This window comes from Hymenobacter qilianensis, assembly GCF_014638675.1.
Classification (GTDB): domain Bacteria; phylum Bacteroidota; class Bacteroidia; order Cytophagales; family Hymenobacteraceae; genus Hymenobacter; species Hymenobacter qilianensis.
In genome coordinates this window covers 592281-613163 of the sequence record NZ_BMFN01000003.1, presented here as the reverse complement: position 1 = coordinate 613163, position 20883 = coordinate 592281, and the positions used below count along the sequence as shown (strand labels likewise).

The following is a 20883-nucleotide window of genomic DNA, read 5'->3' as shown; positions in this document are numbered from 1 at the left end:
GGCATTTGGATACTTAGCATTCCGAATCGATAAGTCCGGTTCTTCCATCTTCTCTTGTAGTAGTTTCCATGGCTTCCAATAAGGCGCGCGTTCTGGTAGTAGATGACGACCGTGATGTACTGTTCGCGGTGAAACTGCTGCTCAAAACCGAGGTGCAGGAAGTGGTAACGGAGCGCAATCCGGAAAACCTGCTCTCCGTGCTGAGCCGGCAGACGTTCGATGTCATCTTCCTGGACATGAACTTCAAAAGCAATCTGGGCACCGGCAACGAAGGCCTGTATTGGCTGAGCCGCATCCTGGAGCGCGACAAAGACGCCACCGTGATTATGATCACCGCCCACGGCGAAATCAGCACGGCCGTACGCTCCCTGAAAGCCGGCGCCACCGACTTCATTGTAAAGCCCTGGCACAACGAGAAGTTCCTGGAGACTCTGCACGCCGCCCTGCAGCACAAAGCCACCAAGACCAATTTGCCCCCCAATGCGCCTAAACGCCCCGCCTCCTTCGCCGATATGGCCATGCTGGGCAACTCGGAGCCCATGCAGGAGCTGTTTCACACCATCGAAAAAGTGGCGCCCACGGAAGCCAACGTGTTGTTATTAGGCGAAAACGGCACAGGTAAAGAACTGGCCGCCAAGGCACTGCACCAACGGTCATTTCGCGCCAATAAGCCATTCATTACCGCCGACCTGGCGGCCATGAGCGAGGGTATTTTTGAGAGCGAGCTTTTCGGCCATAAGAAAGGCTCATTCACCGATGCCAAAGACGATAGGGTAGGGCGCTTCGCGGCGGCCTCCACGGGTACTTTGTTTCTGGATGAAATCGGCAATATCTCGCTGCCTCAGCAAGCCAAACTGCTCACCGCTTTGCAAAACCGGCAGGTGATTCCGCTGGGCAGTAATACGCCCATTCCCATCGACATTCGGCTTATTTCGGCCACCAACGTGCCCATTTATGAGTTGGCGGCCAAGAATCAGTTTCGCAAAGACTTAATCTACCGCATCAACACCGTCGAGATAACCTTGCCGCCCCTGCGCGACCGCGGCGACGATGTAGTTATGCTCGCCCAGCATTTCGCGGGTTTGTATGCCGCCCGCAATCACAAGCCTCGCCCCGAGTTTGACCCGGCGACCCTGAAAAAGCTACTGCAGCACCGTTGGCCCGGCAATATCCGCGAACTGCAGCACGCCGTTGAGCGCGCCGTTATTCTGGCCGAAGGCCAGGTGCTTAGACCTCAGGATTTTACTTTCTCCGCCATGGAAACGCCGCGGCCCGCTGGGGGGCATTTTTTGCCAGATTTCGCCGATGGTCCGTTGCAGCTAAATGAGATAGAGAAAAACACAATTCTGCGGGTAATCGAGCGCCACCACGGCAACATCACCAAGGCGGCTAAGGAACTCGGCCTCACGCGCACCGCTCTCTACCGCCGCCTCGATAAGCATGACCTATAAACGGCTCGAAATCGGCATTTTCTTCCGGCTGCTGGGTATCCTGGTTTTGCTGTACGCGGCGGTTCACTATGGATACCGCGGCTCTTATGCGCCTGTGGTTTTTGCTGGCTTGCTGGTGATTGCGCTCGTGTTAGAACTGGCCCGCTACGTGACGCGCAGCAACAGAGAGCTGGCCAACTTCCTGCTGGCCGTGCGGTACCGCGACTTTTCCCAGCACTTCAACGAAGCCCATGCAAATCCCGCTCTAAGGCAGCTCTACTCGGCTTTCAACCAGCTCAATACCACTTTCCGGCAGCTAAGCGCTGAAAAGGAAGCCCAATTTACTTACCTCCAAACGGTGCTCGAACTCATCGATACCGGCATCATCTCCTACGACGCAGACGGGCACGTGGAATGGGTCAATGAGTCGTTTAAGCAGACACTGGAGCTGCCTTACCTCCGCACCATTCAGACCCTCCAGAAACGCCATGAGGGTCTGTACCACGCCATCATGCAGCTAACACCGGGCAGCCCGGCTGTGGTGAAGCTGACGGTTGGTCAGAAAACGCTGCAACTCTTATTGTCGGCCACGTCGTTTAAGCTCCAGGGCCGCGAATTCACGCTCATTGCTTTCAAAAATGTCAGTCACGCCCTCGACGAAACCGAAACGGAGGCCTGGCAGAAACTGCTGCGCGTAATGACCCACGAAATCATGAATTCCGTGGCTCCCATTGCCTCCCTGGCCGATACCCTGCGCCGCCACGTGCAGCTCGAAAAAGCCAAGGGCTCAGACACTCATCTTCAGGACATTGACTTGCTGGATGATGTGGAAGAGGGAATCAGCATCATTCAACACCGCAGTGAGGGCCTGTTGAACTTCGCGCAGGTATACCGCAATTTCAGCAAGATCACCACTCCGCTACTGACAACCATCTACGTCAAAGAGCTTTTCAGCAGTGTTCAGGCCTTGCTGGCTCACTCCCTGGCCGAAAAGAAAATTGAATTGCTGGTGTCGGTTAAGCCTCCAGACCTGCTTTTGCAGGCCGACAGTCATCTGATGGAGCAAGTGCTGATCAACTTGGTGCTCAATGCTGCCCACGCCGTGGAGGAGCGCCCTCGCCCCCAGATTCAGCTTGTGGCCTACACCGATGACAATGAGCGCGTTATCCTGGAGGTAATCGACAACGGCACCGGCATCCCCGCCGACTTACTGGACAGCATTTTTATCCCTTTTTTCACTACGCACAAAAGCGGTTCGGGCATAGGGCTGAGTCTGGCTAAACAGATCCTGCACCTGCATAAAGGCAGTATTCAGGTCCAATCGGTGGAGGGAGCGGGCAGTATTTTTCGGCTACTGTTTTAAAAGCGCATTACATTCTCCTGAAGGCCCGAAAATGCCTGTATTCGGGCCTTTTTCTTGCTGTTTAATGATTGGCTTTCGGTAACTTTAAGAGTGGCCAATCAATATATTCAACTATCCTTCGTGAAAGTTTTGCTGCTTTCCGTAGCGCTCGGATGGCTGCTTACCGGGTACGCTCGCGCCCAAGCGCCCTACGACGTTATTGATTGGAAGGCGCCTACTACGCTCAATACCTACTTAGTCCAACAGATTCATCAACAGTCTGACCAGCGCCGCGCTGCCTTCACTGCTGCCTTAAAGACGGGCGTTGCCATGCAGGCGTATCAGGATACGGTTCGGGCGCGCTACCGTCGGCTGTTGGGTCCGCTTCCGGCCCGTACGCCGCTCAAGGCCCGCGTGGGGGGCAAAATGGAGCGCTCCGGCTACCGGGTAGAGAAAGTGGTGTACGAAAGCACCCCCAACCATCATGTTACGGCCAATTTATATGTGCCGAAAGGCAAAGGCAAATGGCCCGCCGTGCTGCTCTTTTGCGGCCACGAAGCCACCGCCAAAGCCACCGAGTCGTACCAGAAAACGGCTATACTATTCGCTCAGAATGGCTTTGTGGTGCTGGTAATTGACCCCATTTCCCAGGGCGAGCGATATCAGCTCACCGATGCCAGCGGCAAGCCGCTCACCCGCGGCGGCACCACCGAGCATACCCTGCTTAATGGTGGCGCGGCCTTGCTTGGAACCAGCGTGCCCGCTGCCCAGCTATGGGATAATGTGCGCGGCCTCGATTATCTGCTTACCCGCCGCGAGGTCGACGCAGACCGCATCGGCTGCCTCGGCAACTCCGGGGGCGCCACCCAAACGGCCTATTTCATCGGGTTCGATCCGCGGGTGAAGGTGGCCGCGCTGTGCAGCTACGTGGCCAGCGGCGAAAGAAACCTGGAGCTTACCGGCCCCGCCGATGGCTGCGTGCAGATTCCGGGCGCCGGCCAGGCGGGCCTCGACTTGGCTGAGTGGCCCATCATGTTCGCGCCCAAGCCCTTGCTGCTTCTGGCGGGCCGCTACGATTTCGTCGATTATGCCAGCATTCAGGCTACGTATCATGAGTTAAAGCAAGTCTACACTAAGCTGGAAAAACCTGGGCGAATCAACCTGTTTACCTACGACGACGGACATGGAATTTCCCGGCCCAAGCGGGAAGCTGCCGTAGCCTGGTTTCGGCGCTGGCTGCGCGATGATGCTCAACTCGTGCCGGAAAATAACATAGCTACTTTGTCGGCTGAGCAGCTGAACTGCACACCTACAGGCCAGGTGAACACTGCCTTCCCGAAAGAAAGCACACTATCGGAGCAGTATGTGGCCCAGGCGCAAGCGTTGGCTTCGCAGCGCCAGCCCCTTACCTATGCCAGCCTGACGGCTGCAATCCGGCACGTATTGGCCTTGCCCGAAATTACGGCCATCATTCCTCCGGTAGAGGCCGCCGACGAAGGCAGCGTGCAAGCCAAAGGCACCACCATGCGCAAGCTGTTGCTGCGCCGCGCCGGACAGCCGCCCTTACCCACCCTGCTAGCCCTACCCCCCGGAAATTTGCCCCCCAGCAAGGTTATTGTCTGGCTACCCGACCAAGGCAAGGCGGCGCTTGCTGATAGCGCTAACCTGGTCGCCAGTTACTTGCGAGAACGGGCCGCAGTCCTGCTGGTAGACCTGCGCGGCCTGGGCGAAACCACCGATCCGGCGGCCTTCAACGACCCCAAATACTACAACCGCGAGTACCGCCCGGCCCTACTGGCACTGCACCTGGGGCGGCCGCTCCTGGGGCAGCGGGTGGAGGATGTGTTTTCGGTGTTAAACTTTATCCGGCAGGATGACCGGTTCCATACCTTGCCCATTGAAGTATATGCCAATGGGCGAGCCACGCCGGTGGCGCTGCACGCAGCGGTGCTGTCGCCCCAAATTACCCGTTTGGAAGTAATCGATTTGCCCGGCTCCTTCCACGAGATTTTGACGCAGCCTACGCGCAAGGACTGGTACTCGCTGGTACTACCCAACGTGTTGCACTACTACGACTTACATGACCTGGCGGTGGTAATTGGCCCCCAACGGCTTCACAGCAGTAGCGTGCGGTAGAGATGTCATTCGGCCTGCAAAATCAGATACCTCTATTTTAATGTTTTTAAGCCCGACAGTGGCAAGAAAGTTGAATCAATCTTAGACGACGGGAAGCATATAGGGCTGCTGAAAAATAGTTTTAATACAGAGAGGTACTAATTGGCTTACCTTTCCAGTCGTAATATCAGCTTCATGTCATCTCGTCTTTTCTGGGTTTCGCAACGACTTGCACTCGTTTTTTGCCTGTGTGTACTGGTCCAGTTCAGTTATGGTCAGCGGTTCGCAGCCATCGGCGACTATGGCTATGCAGGGCGGGCGGAAAAGGAGGTAGCGGACTTGGTTAAAAGCTGGGATCCAGAGTTCATTATTACGCTGGGAGACAACAACTACGAGCTAGGCGACTCTGCCACCATCGATCAGAATATTGGCCAGTATTATCACGCCTATATTCATAAATACAAAGGCCGTTATGGCCCCAGCGCTTCAACCAACCGGTTCTTTCCCTCGCTGGGCAACCATGATTATTACACCTCGAATGGTGAGCCCTACCGTGACTATTTCACCCTGCCCGGCAACGGCCGCTACTACGACTTCGTGCGCGGCGACGTTCACCTTTTCGCTATCAATAGCGACCCTGCTGAGCCCGATGGTATTGATGCCAACTCGGCACAGGCCAGTTGGTTAAAGAAAAAGCTTGCCGCTTCTTCAGCACGGTGGAAAATAGTATATTTTCACCATGCGCCTTACTCGTCGTCGGGGCATCACGGCAGCATTGCAGTTATGCAGTGGCCCTTCGGCGAATGGGGCGCCTCAGCAGTTTTAGCCGGGCACGACCATCATTACGAGCGGTTATTAGTAGATGGATTGCCATACTTTGTGAACGGCGTAGGCGGGCGAAGTGTAAATGCCATTAGAAAGCAGCCTTTACCCCAAAGCCAGGCTATTTATGACACCAACTATGGGGCAATGCTCCTGAATGCCACCCCGGATAGCTTGGTGTTTCAATTCTTCAACCGGCGGCAGGAACTCAAGGATACGTATGTGCTGCGGCCGGCCCCCCTCACGACGCCCACGCTCTTCCCTGTCAGCCCCAATCCTTTTCAGGATGCCACCCAGATTGAGTTTTCGCTACCAAGCGCTGCCGAAGTGCAGGTGAAAATTCTGAATACATTAGGTCAGGAAGTAACTACGCTGCACCGAGGTGTGGTAAAAGCCGGCCGCCGCCGCCTCACTTGGCAGCGCAATGCCTTGCCTGCCGGTGTGTATTATGTACAGTTGGTTGGTAGCAACTTTTCGCTAATAACCCGTGCCATAGCTTACTAATAAGCTGTAAAAAAGCAGCCTGCATAGCCACCCGTGGTTATGCAGGCTGCTTTTTTATGCCATCAGTAGATAGCGCAATCAAAGCGAGTATTTGAATATGTTGCTTGCTATATGCTTGAAATACAGAAATTTATATACTTATACTAACTTCTTAATTTAATTATATAAACGAAGTTTCTGGCATGTTTTTTAATGGCTGAGTTCAGTTATATAAATGTGTTCTCAAACTAACTGTTCATAAATTAACTAAAACTGATAATGCAAAAACCGTTTACTCCCAAAAGCATAATAATTATATTTAGTCTTATTATTCTTGCAATAGTTGATACGCTGGCTGGCGTTACCCTTACAGTTCCTACGGAGTTCTACCATATTGACGATAAAAAAGATTTAATACTTGTCAATCGGAACATCAACGATATTGACACAGATGGCGAAGGAAATATCAGTGAAATCGTACTTAATAAAAAATATAGCTTTATCACGCCAGTCACGACCTTAAGTACGGCTAACTCATACCGGGTTAGATTTGAGGAATCGACATATACGCTGTATTTTACTCAGTTGCCCGTAATTCAGATTGGCGTTAAAAAGGAAATAATGGATAGCCCAAGTATTTATGCCGGCTTCACTATGTCAGAGTTAACCGGTGCTGTTACTGAGTCGGCGATAGATATTGAAACCAGGGGTGCTTTTTCGCAAACATTCCCAAAGAAATCGTATGAAATAGGCTTTTTAACCGATACTGTTACGGCAGAAAGCCGAGATATGCGTCTTTTACAGATGAGAACCGATAATAAATGGAATCTGCAAGCGATGTATAATGAGCCATTGCGGATAAGAAGCAAAGTATCGAATGAATTATGGCAGAACATCCACCAGATATATTATAAAGACAAAGAGCCAGAGGCTAAGAACGGTATAGATATAGTCTATGTGGAGCTTTTCATTAATGAGGAATATAAAGGAGTGTACGCTTTAAGTGAGCGGGTAGATCGCAAGCAACTAAAGCTGAAAAAATATAGCAACGGTGTAAAAGGTGAGCTGTATAAAGGCGATAACTGGGGCGGAGCTGTTACTTTTACTGCTCTGCCGCCTTTTGATAACACAAGCTTGCTCTGGGGCGGATTTGAGTATAAGCACCCGGAAGAAGAAACTGATTGGTCTAGGATTTACGACTTTGCTAATTTTGTAAAGAATAGCCCAAACGAGGAATTTTATCGCGACTATCAGAAAAAATTTCATTTAAATAATGCCGTTGATTATTTTATTTTTTTGAATTTGTCCAGAGCCATTGATAACACTGGCAAAAATGTTTATATTGCTAAATACAAGACTGATGACCCTTATTATTATGTCCCGTGGGATCTTGACGGCGTATTCGGTACTAACTGGCAGGGTTGGGATGTAAATATTACCAATGATATCTTGTCCAATGGATTTTATGACCGTTTGATGCAGGATCGTTCAGCAAATGGATTCCGCGCTACTGTTAATCGCCGTTGGGCAGAGCTACGCTCTTCAATAATAACGGAGGAGTTTATACTGACAAAATTCAAGAAGAACCATGATTATTTATTAAACAATAATGTGTACGAGAGAGAAAATAAGGCGTGGAGCGCATTTGAGCGCGACGAAGCTCAGCTAACTTATATTTCCACATGGCTTAAAAACAGGTTAAATTATTTGGACGTAGCTTTTGGTAGTGCTCTTGTTACTTCAGATGTCGTTTTGAGCACTACAAATAATCAGACTAACGCGTCGTTTGATCTTTATCCTAATCCAGCCAGCGATTATTTAATTATTACTTCTTCTGCCATGGCATTTGAATTAATTATTCAGGACCTGAATGGAAAGGTGGTATTGAAGTCATCTTTCTCAGGAAAAACTAATAAAATAGCTATCCATCAGATCAAGAAAGGATTGTATATAGCTACCGTAAAAAGTGATAAAAATATCAAAACTCAGAAGCTGTTGATAAACTAAGCTGCTGATAAAAAGTAATATATGCCTTCGAAGTTTGCTTTCTGCCTAAACTGAAGGGCCTGAACGAGAGGTAACGCAATAAAAAGCCCCCCACAGTAACGAGGGGGGCTTTTTTTATGAAGTAAATACTGCAACAAAGTAGGTGTGCAGGGATCAATTACTTTAACAGCAAGAATTTCCGCTGAATAATCTCCTGCACAGGCGCGTTCTCAATCTTGCTTTCCAGCCAGGAAATAATGTCGAGGTAGAGGAAGGGGCGGCGCTCAAAGGGGTTGGCCGCAATGCCGATTAGCTGCTCCTTCAGCTGCACAAACGCATCTTTCAACTGAGAGGGCGCCACATCGCCGAGGCTGCGCAGAAACTGGAATATGGCCACCTGCATCTGCTGCTGCTCGTTCATCTTCCCCAAAAACCGATACACCGATTTTATCTGATACTCCAGGTCCTCGTCGCGGCCGGCCTCGTAGTGCGCAATCAGGTTCAGGATGCGGGCGAAGCACTGAATGTCTTCGCGCAGGCTTACGTCCTTGTACTGAATGACTTTGGTCAGATAGTCGATGGCTTTATCATGGTCGCCGCTGCCGAAATACAGGCTGGCAATCTTGTAATAAAACACCAGCCGCCGGTGTGGGTCGAGCTGTTGGCGGAAGCGACTTAGGTTGTCGAGCAGCTCTGGGATGATGGTGAGGCCCTCGGTGAAGCGCCCGCGCATGAAATAGGCGTTGATACGGTTGGTGTACACGTACAGAAACAGCAGCATGTCCGTGTTCGGATTCGTACGCCGATCGGGTTGGTTTGACAAGGCCTCCAGCGTTTGTAATACTTCGTTGAACTTACTGTAATACTGTAAGTTGAATAGCGAAACTAACAGGTTGTGCAGGCCCTTGAGGTAGAGCATAAACTGCTGCTCCTGCTGGCCAGGGTATTGGGCAAACAGGTCGACCCACTTCTGCGCGTAGCGATAACAGGCGCGGAAATTCTGAGTGATGGTGTGGTACCACACCTGCGCTTGGTAGTAATACAGCTTCTCAAAAAAGCCCCCCGCAGTCAGGTCAACCTTGGCTACCTCGGCCCGGAAAAGCGCGGTGATACTTTCGGAGTCTTCCTGGTTGCGAGAGTGGCCAATTTTAATGTACAACCCATACATGCGCAGGGCCAGATTGGACAGCTCGTGCTCTTGGGCTAAGTGAGCTACCGTGTCCCGCACCTCCGCCGATAGGTTCTCCGCCTTGCCCCGCAAGCTGCGCGTAATGTATTGAGCCTCAATTAGTTTTTCAAAATCTAGAGCTAGTAAGACGATGTGGGGCATCTCGGCCTGGTGGGCCGCTACCTTCACTTTCTCCAGCATCTTCAAGCTCTGCTGGTACAGGCCGCGGTTGTAAAGCACACGGGCATAATCAAGCTGTTCGCGCAGCTGAATATCCAGGTTCTGGCCCATGTGGTAGAGGCGCAGGCTGGCCAGCATCTGCTTATATAAGTTGGCTTTCAGATTAGCCAGCTGCACCTTTTTGATGGCCGGCACCTGCGAAAGCACGCGTTCCTCGTCGTAACGCTCCTGCTCGTCGAGCGCGTCAAAAAGCTGCAAAAATTTCAAGCCCTCATTGGAGCCTTGCCGGTTGGTAAATAGCCGAAAGTGCCGCTTTTCAGTGCGGGTTAAGGACTTAATTAACTGAAAAACCGGGTCAAGACTTTCGTTGGGCATTGTATTCTGCTGTTTACTAAACCATTATAAAAGAGCGTGTTGCATCTGAGAAAGCTGCATTTGGAAATAGTGAATAAAGTAAATTTTGTTTTTAGCTCAATAAACAGGCGGTGCTACTTGCGTGCAGCTTACAGCAATGAAGGGCCGGCTTTCAAGCTAACTGCGACACTCAGCGAAAGTGCACTGTAGCGCCGCAAGCTAAACAGAAAGCAGCACCTGCTTATTGCCCGCAAGTTGACCGTCCTGACCGACAACTCAAATGAATTTACGTGCATAGTTGGGCTCCTCTTTCCTGCATGCATCAACAACGCCACCGCTCCAGCCGCCATGCTTTTTACCGTCTTGGTCGTCATTCTGGTCATTATTCGGCTGCCGCTGGGCTGAAGGAGCTACTTCTGTTTTTCAAGAACAAGCCTTTCTAAGCCCCGCGCTCAGAAAGGCTTTTTACTGCTGACTACTTACCTCAAATTCACTGCTTCTATGTATTTCAAGGAAAACACTGTCGCTTTTGTAGATGGTGAGTTTGTTCAGGCCGATCAAGCTACCTGTAGTGTCTATGCCCAATCGTTGCACTATGGATATGCCGTTTTTGAAGGCATAAGAGCATATAATAGCCCCCAGGGCTCCCAGATTTTTAAGGCGCGTGAACACTACGAACGGCTGGAATACTCGTGCAATACCGTAGGAATGCCGCTGCCATACTCGGTGGAGGAACTGATTCAGATCAGCTACCAACTGCTGGAGAAAAACGGCCTGACGGACGCTTACATTCGGCCGCTGGTGTATGCCGCTACGCCCAATATGAGTCTGAAATGCGCGAGCAGCAGCAATCTGCTGATGGCCGTGTGGGAGTGGGGCAAATACCTCGGCGACCAAAGTCTGCGCCTTACCATTTCGCCCTACGAGCGGCCCAACCCCAAAGCAGTGCCCATCGAGGCTAAAATATCCGGGCACTACGTTAACTCCATCATTGCCAGCACCGAAGCGAAAGGTCGGGGCTACGACGAAGCCTTGTTGCTGGACATGAACGGCTACGTAGCTGAGGGGCCGGGGGCCAATTTCTTCTTTGAGAAAAACGGGGAATTATTTACCGCGCCGGCCGGCAGCATTCTGCGCGGCATTACCCGCAATACTATCATTGATTTGGCCAGAGAAGCAGGCATTACGGTGCACGAAAAGTTCTTCACGCCCGCCGCGTTGCAGGGCGCCACTGGAGCCTTCATGACCGGCACCGCCGCCGAAGTAATTGGTGTGTCTTCCGTGGACGATGTGGTGTTCGAGACGCCTTTTCAAGATACCATAGGAGCCCAACTGGCCCGCCGCTACCAGGCGTTGGTAACTGGCGCCTTAGCACCAGCTCTTTCCTCAAAAACGACTCCCGCTTAGCACCGCTTTTCATGGCTCTCAATCCTTACAGCCGCATTTACACCCAAGACGACAGTTTGCCAGCCTCTCAGGCTATGCTGATTGGCTCGGGCCTGTCGGAAGCCGATTTGCGCAAGCCGTTTGTGGGAATTTGCTCCACTGGCTTCGATGGCAACACCTGCAATATGCACCTGAATGGGCTGGCCGATCAGGTGAAGGAAGGCGTGGGCGCTCACGGCATGGTGGGGCTGCGGTTCAATACAATTGGCGTAAGTGACGGGATTACGAACGGCACGCCGGGCATGCGTTATTCGCTGGTTTCGAGGGAGATAATTGCCGATTCTATTGAAGCTATGGCCGCCGCGCACAACTACGATGCGCTGGCCTGCGTGGTGGGATGCGACAAAAACATGCCCGGTTCGCTTATAGCGATGGCGCGCCTGAATCGGCCTTCGCTTATGGTGTATGGCGGCACCATTAAGGGGGGCAATTTCAAGGGGCAGCAGCTCAACATTGTCTCGTGTTTTGAGGCCTATGGGAAGAAGCTACAAAATGCCATTTCCGACGAAGATTACCGTGGCATAATCAACCACGCCTGCCCGGGTCCTGGCGCGTGCGGGGGCATGTACACGGCCAACACGATGGCCTCGGCGGCGGAAGTGTTGGGTATGTCGGTACCGTATTCTTCTTCGGCACCGGCGGTGAGTTCTGCGAAGCGCGAGGAATGTCTGCACACCGGTGAGTACTTGCTGCGCCTGCTGGAAAAAGACATTAAGCCGCGGGATATTCTGGTGCGCGAAGCCTTCGAAAACGCCATGGTGCTGATCACCGCGCTGGGGGGCTCTACCAACGCCGTTATTCACCTCATTGCCATTGCCGACGCGGCAGGCGTGAAGCTGACGTTGCGTGACTTTCAGCACGTCAGCAATCGGGTGCCCATGCTGGCTGATCTCAAGCCCAGCGGCAAGTATTTGATGGAAGATCTCTCGGCGCTGGGTGGCGTGCCCGCCGTGATGAAAACGCTGCTCAACGAGAAGCTGCTTACCGGCGACCTGCTGACTGTAACTGGTAAAACTGTGGAAGAAAACCTCACCAGCGTGGCTGCCTTGGATGAAGAGCAGGATTTGCTGCGGCCGTTTTCCAATCCTATTAAAGCGGATGGTCACATCCAGATACTGTACGGTAACCTCGCGCCGGAAGGAGCTGTGGCTAAAATCACGGGCAAGGAAGGGACCAAGTTCGTGGGTCCAGCCAGCGTGTTTGATTCGGAAGAAGAGCTGAATGAAGGATTGACCCAGGGCAAAGTCGAGGCCGGTCAGGTGGTGATTATCCGCTACGTAGGTCCGAAAGGTGGACCGGGTATGCCTGAGATGCTCAAGCCAACATCGGCCATCATCGGAGCGGGCTTAGGCGACAAAGTAGCGCTGGTAACAGACGGCCGATTTTCGGGTGGAACTCATGGCTTTGTTATCGGTCATGTGTGCCCCGAGGCCTACGACGGCGGCCCCATCGCGCTGGTCCGCAACGGCGACCAGGTGGTGCTGGATGCCGCGAACAACACGATTAGTGTGCTGGTGGAAGAGGACGAAATGACGGCCCGTCGGGCCCAATGGACTCCGCCAGCCGAAAAAGCCCCCCGGGGCGTGTTGCGCAAATATATCCGCACCGTGGGCTCCGCCAGTGAGGGGTGCATCACCGATTCATAAGCAAGACTATGTTCACGAAGGAAGAACCAGTCCAACTTCTGCAGGAAAAAGCCCCCCAGACCATGTCGGGAGCGGAAATGACGCTGCGTGCGCTGCTGGCTGAAGGTGTAGACACTGTTTTTGGCTATCCGGGCGGGGCTATTATCCCCATCTACGATGCGCTTTTTGACTTCAAAGAGGAGCTAAATCATGTGCTGGTGCGCCACGAGCAGGGCGGTATTCACGCAGCCCAGGGCTATGCGCGCGCCTCCGGCAAAGTAGGGGTGGTGTTTGCCACCAGCGGGCCCGGCGCTACCAATCTGGTCACGGGCCTGGCTGATGCGCTTATCGACAGCACGCCCTTGGTGTGCATTACCGGCCAGGTATTCGCGCATTTGCTGGGTACTGATGCCTTCCAGGAAACCGATATTATTAACATTACGACTCCGGTTACCAAGTGGAATTATCAGGTAACGGAGGCGAGTCAGCTACCGGAGGCGTTGGCCAAAGCGTTCTACATTGCCCGTAGTGGCCGTCCCGGCCCGGTGTTGATTGACATCACCAAAAATGCTCAGCAGCAGAAGTTTGGCTTCTCGGAGTACACGCCCTGTACGCACATCCGCAGCTACCGGCCCGCGCCTATTGTACGCCCCGAATATGTGACTAGGGCTGCTGCGCTAATCAACCAAGCCAAGCGGCCCTTCGTGCTCTGGGGTCAGGGGGTAATATTGGGAGCAGCCGAGCAGGAATTCTGCGCTTTTATTGAAAAAAGCGGCATCCCGGCCGCCTGGACTATCCTGGGCGCTGGCGCTCTGCCTACTGATCATCCGCTAAACGTGGGAATGCTGGGTATGCACGGTAATTACGGCCCCAACATGCTGACCAACGAGTGCGACGTACTCATTGCCATCGGTATGCGCTTCGACGACCGGGTAACCGGCCGCCTCGACAAATATGCCAAGCAGGCCCAGGTAGTTCACCTCGACATCGACCCCACGGAGATTGACAAAAACGTGACTACCACCGTGCCGGTGTGGGGCGATTGTAAAGAAACCCTACCGCTGCTTACAGAGCTGATTGAAACGAAAAGCCACCCGGAATGGCGGCAGCGCTTTGAGCAGTTCCAGACCGAAGAAGTAGCCGCCGTTATTCAGGACGAGCTTTTTCCGACGTCGGATGAGTTGACCATGGGCGAAGTTATCCAGCAGCTAAATGAACTAACTCAGGGCGACGCCATTGTGGTGACGGATGTGGGCCAGCACCAGATGATTGCCTGCCGCTACGCCCGGTTCAACCATTCGCGCAGCAACATTACCAGCGGCGGGCTGGGCACGATGGGGTTTGCCTTACCCGCAGCCATCGGAGCCAAATTTGGTCGCCCCGACCGTCCGGTGGTCGCCATTATTGGCGATGGTGGTATCCAAATGACGATTCAGGAGCTGGGCACCATTATGCAGACCGGCGTGGACGTCAAAATCATCATCCTCAACAACCAGTTTTTAGGCATGGTGCGGCAGTGGCAGGAGCTGTTCAACGACCGGCGCTACTCCTTTGTGAACATCGCCAGCCCCGACTATGTGACCGTGGCCAGTGGCTACAGCATCAGCGGCAAACGCGTTTCGGAGCGCGCAGAGTTGAAAAGCAGCCTCCAGGAAATGCTGCAGCATTCTGGCTCATTTCTGCTAGAAGTAATGGTGACAAAGGAGAACAACATTTTCCCCATGGTGCCGCAAGGCTGTAGCGTCAGCGAAATCCGACTGCGGTAAGCCTAGCGCTGCAATCGTTAAAAGAACGTGTCATGCAGAGCACAGCGAAGCATCTCGCGTGCTGATGCTGGATTACTACTCCCACTAAACACGCGAGATGCTTCGGCTCTGCCTCTGCATGACGTTCGATAATTGAGTAAAAACAAAAGCTATGAGTGAGCAACCCATCGACCGGCAGGAATACAACATCACGGCTTACACCGAGAATCAGATCGGCTTGCTCAACCGCATTGCCATCATCTTCTCGCGCCGCAAAATCAACATTGAAAGCCTGAACACCTCGCCCTCCGAAATCGATGGGATTCACCGTTTCAACATCGTAATTCACGAAACAGAAGACGTGGTGCGCAAGATTGCCAAGCAGATTGAGAAGCAGGTGGAAGTGCTCAAAGTGTATTTCAACACCAACCAGGAAGTGATTTGGCAGGAGATGGCCCTATACAAAGTACCCACTGATATTATTGCTGAAAAAGCCTCCGTGGAGCGCCTATTGCGCGAATACGGTGCCCGCGCCGTTGTGATTCGCCGGGACTATACAGTATTCGAAACCACCGGCCACCGCGAGGAAACCGACAACCTGATTAAAGTGCTGCAGCCTTACGGCCTGATTGAGTTTGTGCGCAGCGCCCGCATCGCCATCATCAAGCACAGCGACGGCTTCAACCGCAAGTTGCGCGAATTCGAGCGCACCGAGCCGGGCTCAGAAGTCATTGAGAACGAGTTTCTCAACGACCGTGACAAGGTCTTTACGATGTAAAAGGGCAGTCATGCAGAGCGGAGCGAAGCATCTCGCTCGCGGTCGTGGAATTACTGACCTGACATCAGCCCGCGAGATGCTTCTGCTCCGCCTCTGCATGACGTTCAAAAAAGCCCCCCAGCCCATAGCAAAACAACTTTAATCATAAAACTCTAACTCCAACAACATGGCAACCATCAATTTTGGCGGCGTAGACGAGACCGTAATTACCCGCGACGAATATCCGCTGTTCAAGGCGCAAGCCTACTTGAAGGACGAAGTAATTGCCGTGATTGGATACGGGGTGCAGGGCCCGGGCCAGGCGCTAAACCTGCGCGACAATGGCTTCAACGTCATCATCGGGCAGCGCCAAGACTCGCCTTCCTGGGAGAAAGCCCTGCAAGATGGGTGGGTAGAAGGCGAAACGCTATTCTCTATTGAGGAAGCGGCGGAGCGCGGCACCATCATCGCCAACCTGCTGTCGGATGCTGGCCAGATTGCGCTGTGGCCTACGCTGAAAGCCCGACTGACACCCGGCAAAACGCTGTACTTTTCCCACGGCTTCGGCATCACTTTCAACGACCAAACCAACATCATTCCGCCCGCCGACGTGGACGTGATTCTGGTAGCGCCTAAGGGTAGCGGCACTAGTCTGCGGCGGCTGTATTTGCAGGGTGGGGGGCTAAATTCGTCGTTTGCCGTGTACCAAGACGCCAGTGGTGATGCTTATGAAAAAGCTATTGCATTGGGCATAGGTGTGGGCTCCGGCTACCTGTTTGAAACCGATTTTAAGAAGGAAGTTTATTCGGATCTGACCGGGGAGCGCGGCGTGTTAATGGGTGCTCTGGCCGGCATCATCGAGGCTCAGTATCAAGTGTTGCGGCAGCGCGGCCACTCGCCCTCGGAGGCCTTCAATGAAACCGTGGAAGAACTAACGCAGAGCCTTGTACCGCTGGTGGGCGAAAACGGCATGGACTGGATGTTCAGCAACTGCTCCGTAACGGCCCAGCGCGGTGCCCTCGACTGGAAAGGCCGCTTCCGCGAAGCCACCTTGCCCGTGCTCAATGAACTCTACAACAGCGTGGCCTCCGGCAAAGAAGCCGAGCGCACTATTGAGCGCGGCTCGACGCCTAATTACCGCCAGGAACTGGAAGTGGAATTGAAGGAAGTTCGCGACTCGGAGCTGTGGCAGACCGGCGCTACTGTGCGCCAGCTTCGCTCCCTGAAAAAGACCCAAGAAGCTGATGCATAGCGAAACTATAGCCACTTCTGCCCCGGCGGTGCTGCTGAAAAATGTAGAGCAAGCTGCCCGCAACCTTCAAGGAGTGATTTATGAAACCCTCCTGCAGCAGAATCTAGGCTTGTCGGCTGTTTACGGGGCCACTATTTACCTCAAGCGGGAAGACTTGCAGGTGGTGCGCTCCTACAAGATTCGGGGCGCTTACAACAAGATTTGCACGCTAACCCGGGAGCAGGGCGCGCACGATGTAGTGTGCGCCAGTGCCGGCAACCACGCCCAGGGTGTGGCCTACGCGTGTCAGTTGCTGGGGCTGAAGGGCTATATTTTCATGCCGGCTAACACACCGGCCCAGAAGGTGAGCAAGGTGCGCCTATTCGGCAAAGATCAAGTAGAAGTCATCCTGACCGGCAATACCTTCGACGACACGTTTACGGCCGCCAAACGTTTCTGCGACGAGCGCGGTAGCACATTCGTTCACCCCTTCGACGACATGGCTATTGTGGAGGGCCAGGCCACCGTAGGCCTGGAAATTCTGCAAGCGTCGCCCGTACCCATTGATTATCTTTTTATGCCCATCGGCGGGGGCGGGCTGGCCTCGGGTGTGGGGGGCGTTTTTCGGCAGTTGAGCCCACATACCATGCTCATTGGGGTGCAGCCACAAGGTGCGCCCTCTATGCAGCAAGCTATTCAGGCCGGGCAACGTCAGGCGTTAGAGAATATCGAGAGCTTCGTAGATGGAGCCGCCGTGAAGTGCCCCGGCGCCCTCACGTTTGAGTTGTGCCGTGAGCTGCTCGATGATGTGGTGCTGGTGCCGGAAGGACAGGTGTGCGAAGATTTGCTTAAAATGTACAACGAAGAAGGCATCGTGCTGGAGCCCGCCGGTACGCTGAGCATTTCCGCCCTGCGCCAGTACGCCGCTAAAATTAAAGGTAAAACAGTGGTGTGCGTGCTCAGTGGCAGCAACAACGATATCACCCGGATGGAGGACATTAAGGAGCGCGCCATGCGTCACCAGGGCCTGAAGCACTACTTTATGGTCACCTTTAATCAGCGCCCCGGTGCGCTCCGCCGCTTCGTGAACCACGTCCTTCACCCCGACGACGACATCATCCACTTCCAGTACATCAAGAAAAACAACAAGGAAAAAGGCCCCGTTTTCGTGGGAATCGAAGTGAAAAAGCCCCACGATATTGAAGGCATTCAGTTTCGGATGGAGACTGAAGGCTTCGCTTATGAGTACCTCAACGGCAAGCAGGATTTCTTAAGCTTGCTGGTGTAAGCTTATATTGAACTAACAGTCTAAGTTTCAGAAAGAACGTCATGCAGAGCAACAGCGAAGCATCTCGCTCGCTCCGTTAGATTAGTAACCTGACATCAGCCCGCGAGATGCTTCGCTGTTGCTCTGCATGACGTTCTTTAGGGGGCATTTTTAGTATATATCCAGCAAAAAAATATAGCCGGTTTAAGCGTTGGCCATTGTATCTGGTATTAATATTAAAAATTGATAATCAATGTGTTATAAGTTGAAAAGTCGCAATTAGAAATAGTAGGCTTCTCGAAAATTCGTTTCTCCTCTCACGTTTTGCCGGTGTACTTGCAATAGCTATCCGCTAAAAGTACCCCGACCTATGGCAGCTGAGAAAATACAAATCTTCGATACCACGCTCCGCGACGGTGAGCAAGTGCCGGGCTGCAAGCTCAACCGCGACGAGAAACTCATTATTGCCGAGCAGCTCGAACGGCTCGGCGTAGACGTTATCGAGGCCGGTTTTCCCGTCTCTAGTCCTGGCGATTTTGAGGCGGTGCAGGCCATTGCAGCCCAAACCCGCGAGGCAACAGTCTGCGGCCTTTCCCGCGCCGTGGAAAACGATATCCGGGTGGCGGCTGAAGCGCTGAAGCCGGCGCGCTATCCGCGCATTCATACCGGCATCGGGACTTCCGAATCGCACATTTTGCACAAGCTTTGCAGCACCCAGGATAAAGTGCTGGAGCGTGCTGTAGCTGCCGTGAAGTTGGCCAAATCCTTTGTAGAAGACGTGGAGTTTTACGCCGAAGATGCTGGCCGCACGGCGAATGATTATTTGGCTCGCGTGTGTGAGGCGGCTATTAAGGCCGGTGCCACCGTCCTCAACATTCCTGATACCACGGGCTACTGTTTGCCCGACGAGTATGGCGCTAAGATCAAATATCTGCGTGAGAATGTGCGGGGCATCGATAAGGTCTGTTTGTCAACGCATTGCCATAACGATTTGGGGCTGGCTACGGCCAATTCCATTGCAGGCGTGCTAAATGGCGCCCGCCAGATTGAGTGCACCATCAACGGGGTAGGAGAGCGGGCCGGCAATACAGCGCTGGAAGAAGTCGTCATGATTTTGCGCCAGCATCCTTACCTGCAACTGGATACCAATATTACCTCCCAGCGTTTGGCTGATACCTCAGCCTTGGTGTCGGCGATGATGGGGATGCCGGTGCAGCCCAATAAGGCCATTGTGGGCTCCAATGCCTTCTCTCATTCCAGTGGCATTCACCAGGATGGGGTGATTAAGAATCGGGAAACCTACGAAATCATTGATCCGCGCACGGTGGGCGTGGCCGATTCTTCTATTGTGCTCACAGCCCGATCGGGTCGGGCGGCGCTGGCATACAGGCTTCAAAAATTAGGATATGAATTTGATCGGCCGGCTCTCAACAAGGCCTATGCTTGCTTTATGCAGATGGCTGATCGTCAGAAGGAAGTAGTAGATAATGATCTGCACTTATTAGTGGAACAGGAAAATTTGGTAGCAGCCAATTAACATGGGTAAAACGTTAGTTGATAAAATCTGGGATGCGCATGTGGTAAAGGCCGTGGGCGATTTGGAGGTGTTTTACATCGACCGCCATCTGATTCATGAAGTGACCAGTCCGCAGGCCTTCGACGAACTCGCGGCCCGTGGCTTGACTCTGCACAACCCCGCCCAGATAGTGGCCACCGCAGACCATAACGTGCCCACGCGCAACCAGCATTTACCTATACAGGACCCGCTTTCGCGCTCCCAGGTTGATAAATTGACTGAAAATTGTGCCAAGCATGGCGTTGAGTTATTTGGTTTAGGCCATGAATACCAAGGCATTGTGCATGTCATTGGGCCTGAGTTGGGTATTACCCAGCCCGGTATGACCATTGTTTGCGGCGATAGCCACACTTCTACTCATGGCGCTTTTGGCGCCATTGCTTTTGGTATAGGTACCAGCCAGGTGACGCAGGTAATGGCTTCGCAGTGCTTGCTGATCAGTCGGCCTAAGCGCATGCGCATTACTGTGGACGGCGAGTTGCGGCCAGGCGTCACGGCCAAAGACTTGATTTTGCATGTGATAGCCCAGCTTGGTACGGGTGGGGCCACGGGCTACTTCGTGGAATACGCGGGCAGCGCCATCCAGGCTCTGAGCATGGAAGGCCGCATGACGGTGTGCAATATGAGCATCGAAATGGGCGCCCGCGGTGGCCTCATTGCCCCCGACACTACCACGTTTGCCTATCTGAAAGGCCGCCCATTTGCCCCCCAAGGCGAGCGGTGGGAGCAGGCTGTGGCGTATTGGCAAACGCTGTACTCCGACGCTGATGCCGCCTTCGATGCCGAACTACAATTCGACGCGAGGGGCATTTTGCCCATGATTACCTACGGCACAAACCCTGGTATGGGAATGGCGCTTAATGGCAACATTCCGTTGCAGGTGCTAGAAGGTGAGGCGGTTAGCTTTGATAAGTCCTTGCAGTACATGGGTTTTGCGCCCGGCGAATCATTGCTGGGCAAGCAGATCGACTACGTGTTCATTGGGAGCTGCACCAATTCGCGCATTGAGGACCTCCGCGCTGTCGCGGCCTATGTGAAGGGGAAGCACAAGGCGGCGCACGTGGAGGCCATCATTGTGCCCGGCTCCAAGCTGGTGGAAAAGCAGGCCATTGCCGAAGGCTTAGATCAGGTGTTGACTGCGGCCGGCTTTGAGCTGCGCGAACCCGGTTGCAGCGCCTGCCTAGCCATGAATGACGACAAGATTCCGGCCGGCGCTTACTGCGTCTCTACTTCAAACCGCAATTTCGAGGGGCGCCAGGGACCCGGTGCGCGCACCCTGCTGGCCAGTCCGCTGGTAGCGGCTATAACGGCCGTGGAAGGTCATATCGTGGACATTACCGAATACTTAAACTAGTC

14 protein-coding genes are annotated in these 20883 nt (G+C 53.3%); 13 read left to right on the top strand and 1 reads right to left on the bottom strand.

Features of this window, described 5'->3' with window-relative positions; genetic code table 11:
- The first annotated feature begins 68 nt into the window (after positions 1-68).
- From IEW06_RS16965 to IEW06_RS16945, 5 genes are all read left to right on the top strand, one after another.
- The gene (locus IEW06_RS16965) at positions 69-1451 is read left to right on the top strand and encodes a sigma-54-dependent transcriptional regulator (protein WP_187731650.1); all 1383 of its coding nucleotides are present in this window, start codon (positions 69-71) and stop codon (positions 1449-1451) included.
- The gene (locus IEW06_RS16960; RefSeq protein WP_187731651.1) at positions 1441-2793 is read left to right on the top strand and encodes a sensor histidine kinase; all 1353 of its coding nucleotides are present in this window, start codon (positions 1441-1443) and stop codon (positions 2791-2793) included. Before IEW06_RS16965 ends, IEW06_RS16960 begins: the two co-directional genes overlap by 11 nt.
- 120 nt (positions 2794-2913) lie before the next feature.
- Positions 2914-4908, top strand: coding sequence for an alpha/beta hydrolase family protein (locus IEW06_RS16955; RefSeq protein WP_187731652.1), 1995 nt, complete (start codon positions 2914-2916; stop codon positions 4906-4908).
- Between the two features lie 174 nt (positions 4909-5082).
- A complete protein-coding gene (locus tag IEW06_RS16950) occupies positions 5083-6213 on the top strand; it encodes a metallophosphoesterase (RefSeq protein ID WP_187731653.1) in 1131 nt (376 codons plus the stop codon).
- Between the two features lie 258 nt (positions 6214-6471).
- Positions 6472-8199: a CotH family protein gene (locus IEW06_RS16945; protein WP_187731654.1), complete on the top strand. Its 1728-nt coding sequence runs from the start codon at positions 6472-6474 to the stop codon at positions 8197-8199.
- 157 nt (positions 8200-8356) lie between these two features.
- Here the strand turns inward: IEW06_RS16945 and IEW06_RS16940 are convergent, their stop codons facing one another.
- Positions 8357-9901 carry a hypothetical protein gene (locus IEW06_RS16940; protein WP_187731655.1) on the bottom strand — a complete coding sequence of 515 codons (1545 nt, stop codon included), beginning with the start codon at positions 9899-9901 and terminating at the stop codon, positions 8357-8359.
- Between the two features lie 480 nt (positions 9902-10381).
- Between IEW06_RS16940 and IEW06_RS16935 the strand changes: the two genes are divergently transcribed.
- From IEW06_RS16935 to leuC, 8 genes are all read left to right on the top strand, one after another.
- Positions 10382-11287, top strand: a complete 906-nt coding sequence (locus tag IEW06_RS16935) for a branched-chain amino acid transaminase (protein ID WP_188548627.1) — start codon at positions 10382-10384, stop codon at positions 11285-11287.
- 11 nt (positions 11288-11298) lie between these two features.
- Entirely contained in the window at positions 11299-12972 is a 1674-nt protein-coding gene (gene ilvD, locus IEW06_RS16930; protein WP_188548626.1) for a dihydroxy-acid dehydratase, read from the top strand.
- 8 nt (positions 12973-12980) lie between these two features.
- A complete protein-coding gene (ilvB, locus tag IEW06_RS16925; RefSeq protein ID WP_187731656.1) occupies positions 12981-14717 on the top strand; it encodes a biosynthetic-type acetolactate synthase large subunit in 1737 nt (578 codons plus the stop codon).
- Between the two features lie 151 nt (positions 14718-14868).
- Positions 14869-15474, top strand: coding sequence for an acetolactate synthase small subunit (gene ilvN, locus IEW06_RS16920; protein ID WP_187309164.1), 606 nt, complete (start codon positions 14869-14871; stop codon positions 15472-15474).
- 166 nt (positions 15475-15640) lie between these two features.
- Entirely contained in the window at positions 15641-16705 is a 1065-nt protein-coding gene (gene ilvC / locus IEW06_RS16915; protein WP_187731657.1) for a ketol-acid reductoisomerase, read from the top strand.
- A complete protein-coding gene (gene ilvA / locus IEW06_RS16910) occupies positions 16698-17972 on the top strand; it encodes a threonine ammonia-lyase IlvA (RefSeq protein WP_187731658.1) in 1275 nt (424 codons plus the stop codon). The genes ilvC and ilvA overlap by 8 nt, the downstream gene beginning before the upstream one ends.
- A 349-nt stretch (positions 17973-18321) precedes the next feature.
- Positions 18322-19488: a 2-isopropylmalate synthase gene (locus tag IEW06_RS16905; RefSeq protein ID WP_187731659.1), complete on the top strand. Its 1167-nt coding sequence runs from the start codon at positions 18322-18324 to the stop codon at positions 19486-19488.
- Position 19489: 1 nt separating this feature from the next.
- Entirely contained in the window at positions 19490-20881 is a 1392-nt protein-coding gene (gene leuC, locus IEW06_RS16900; RefSeq protein WP_188548625.1) for a 3-isopropylmalate dehydratase large subunit, read from the top strand.
- Positions 20882-20883: the final 2 nt, after the last annotated feature.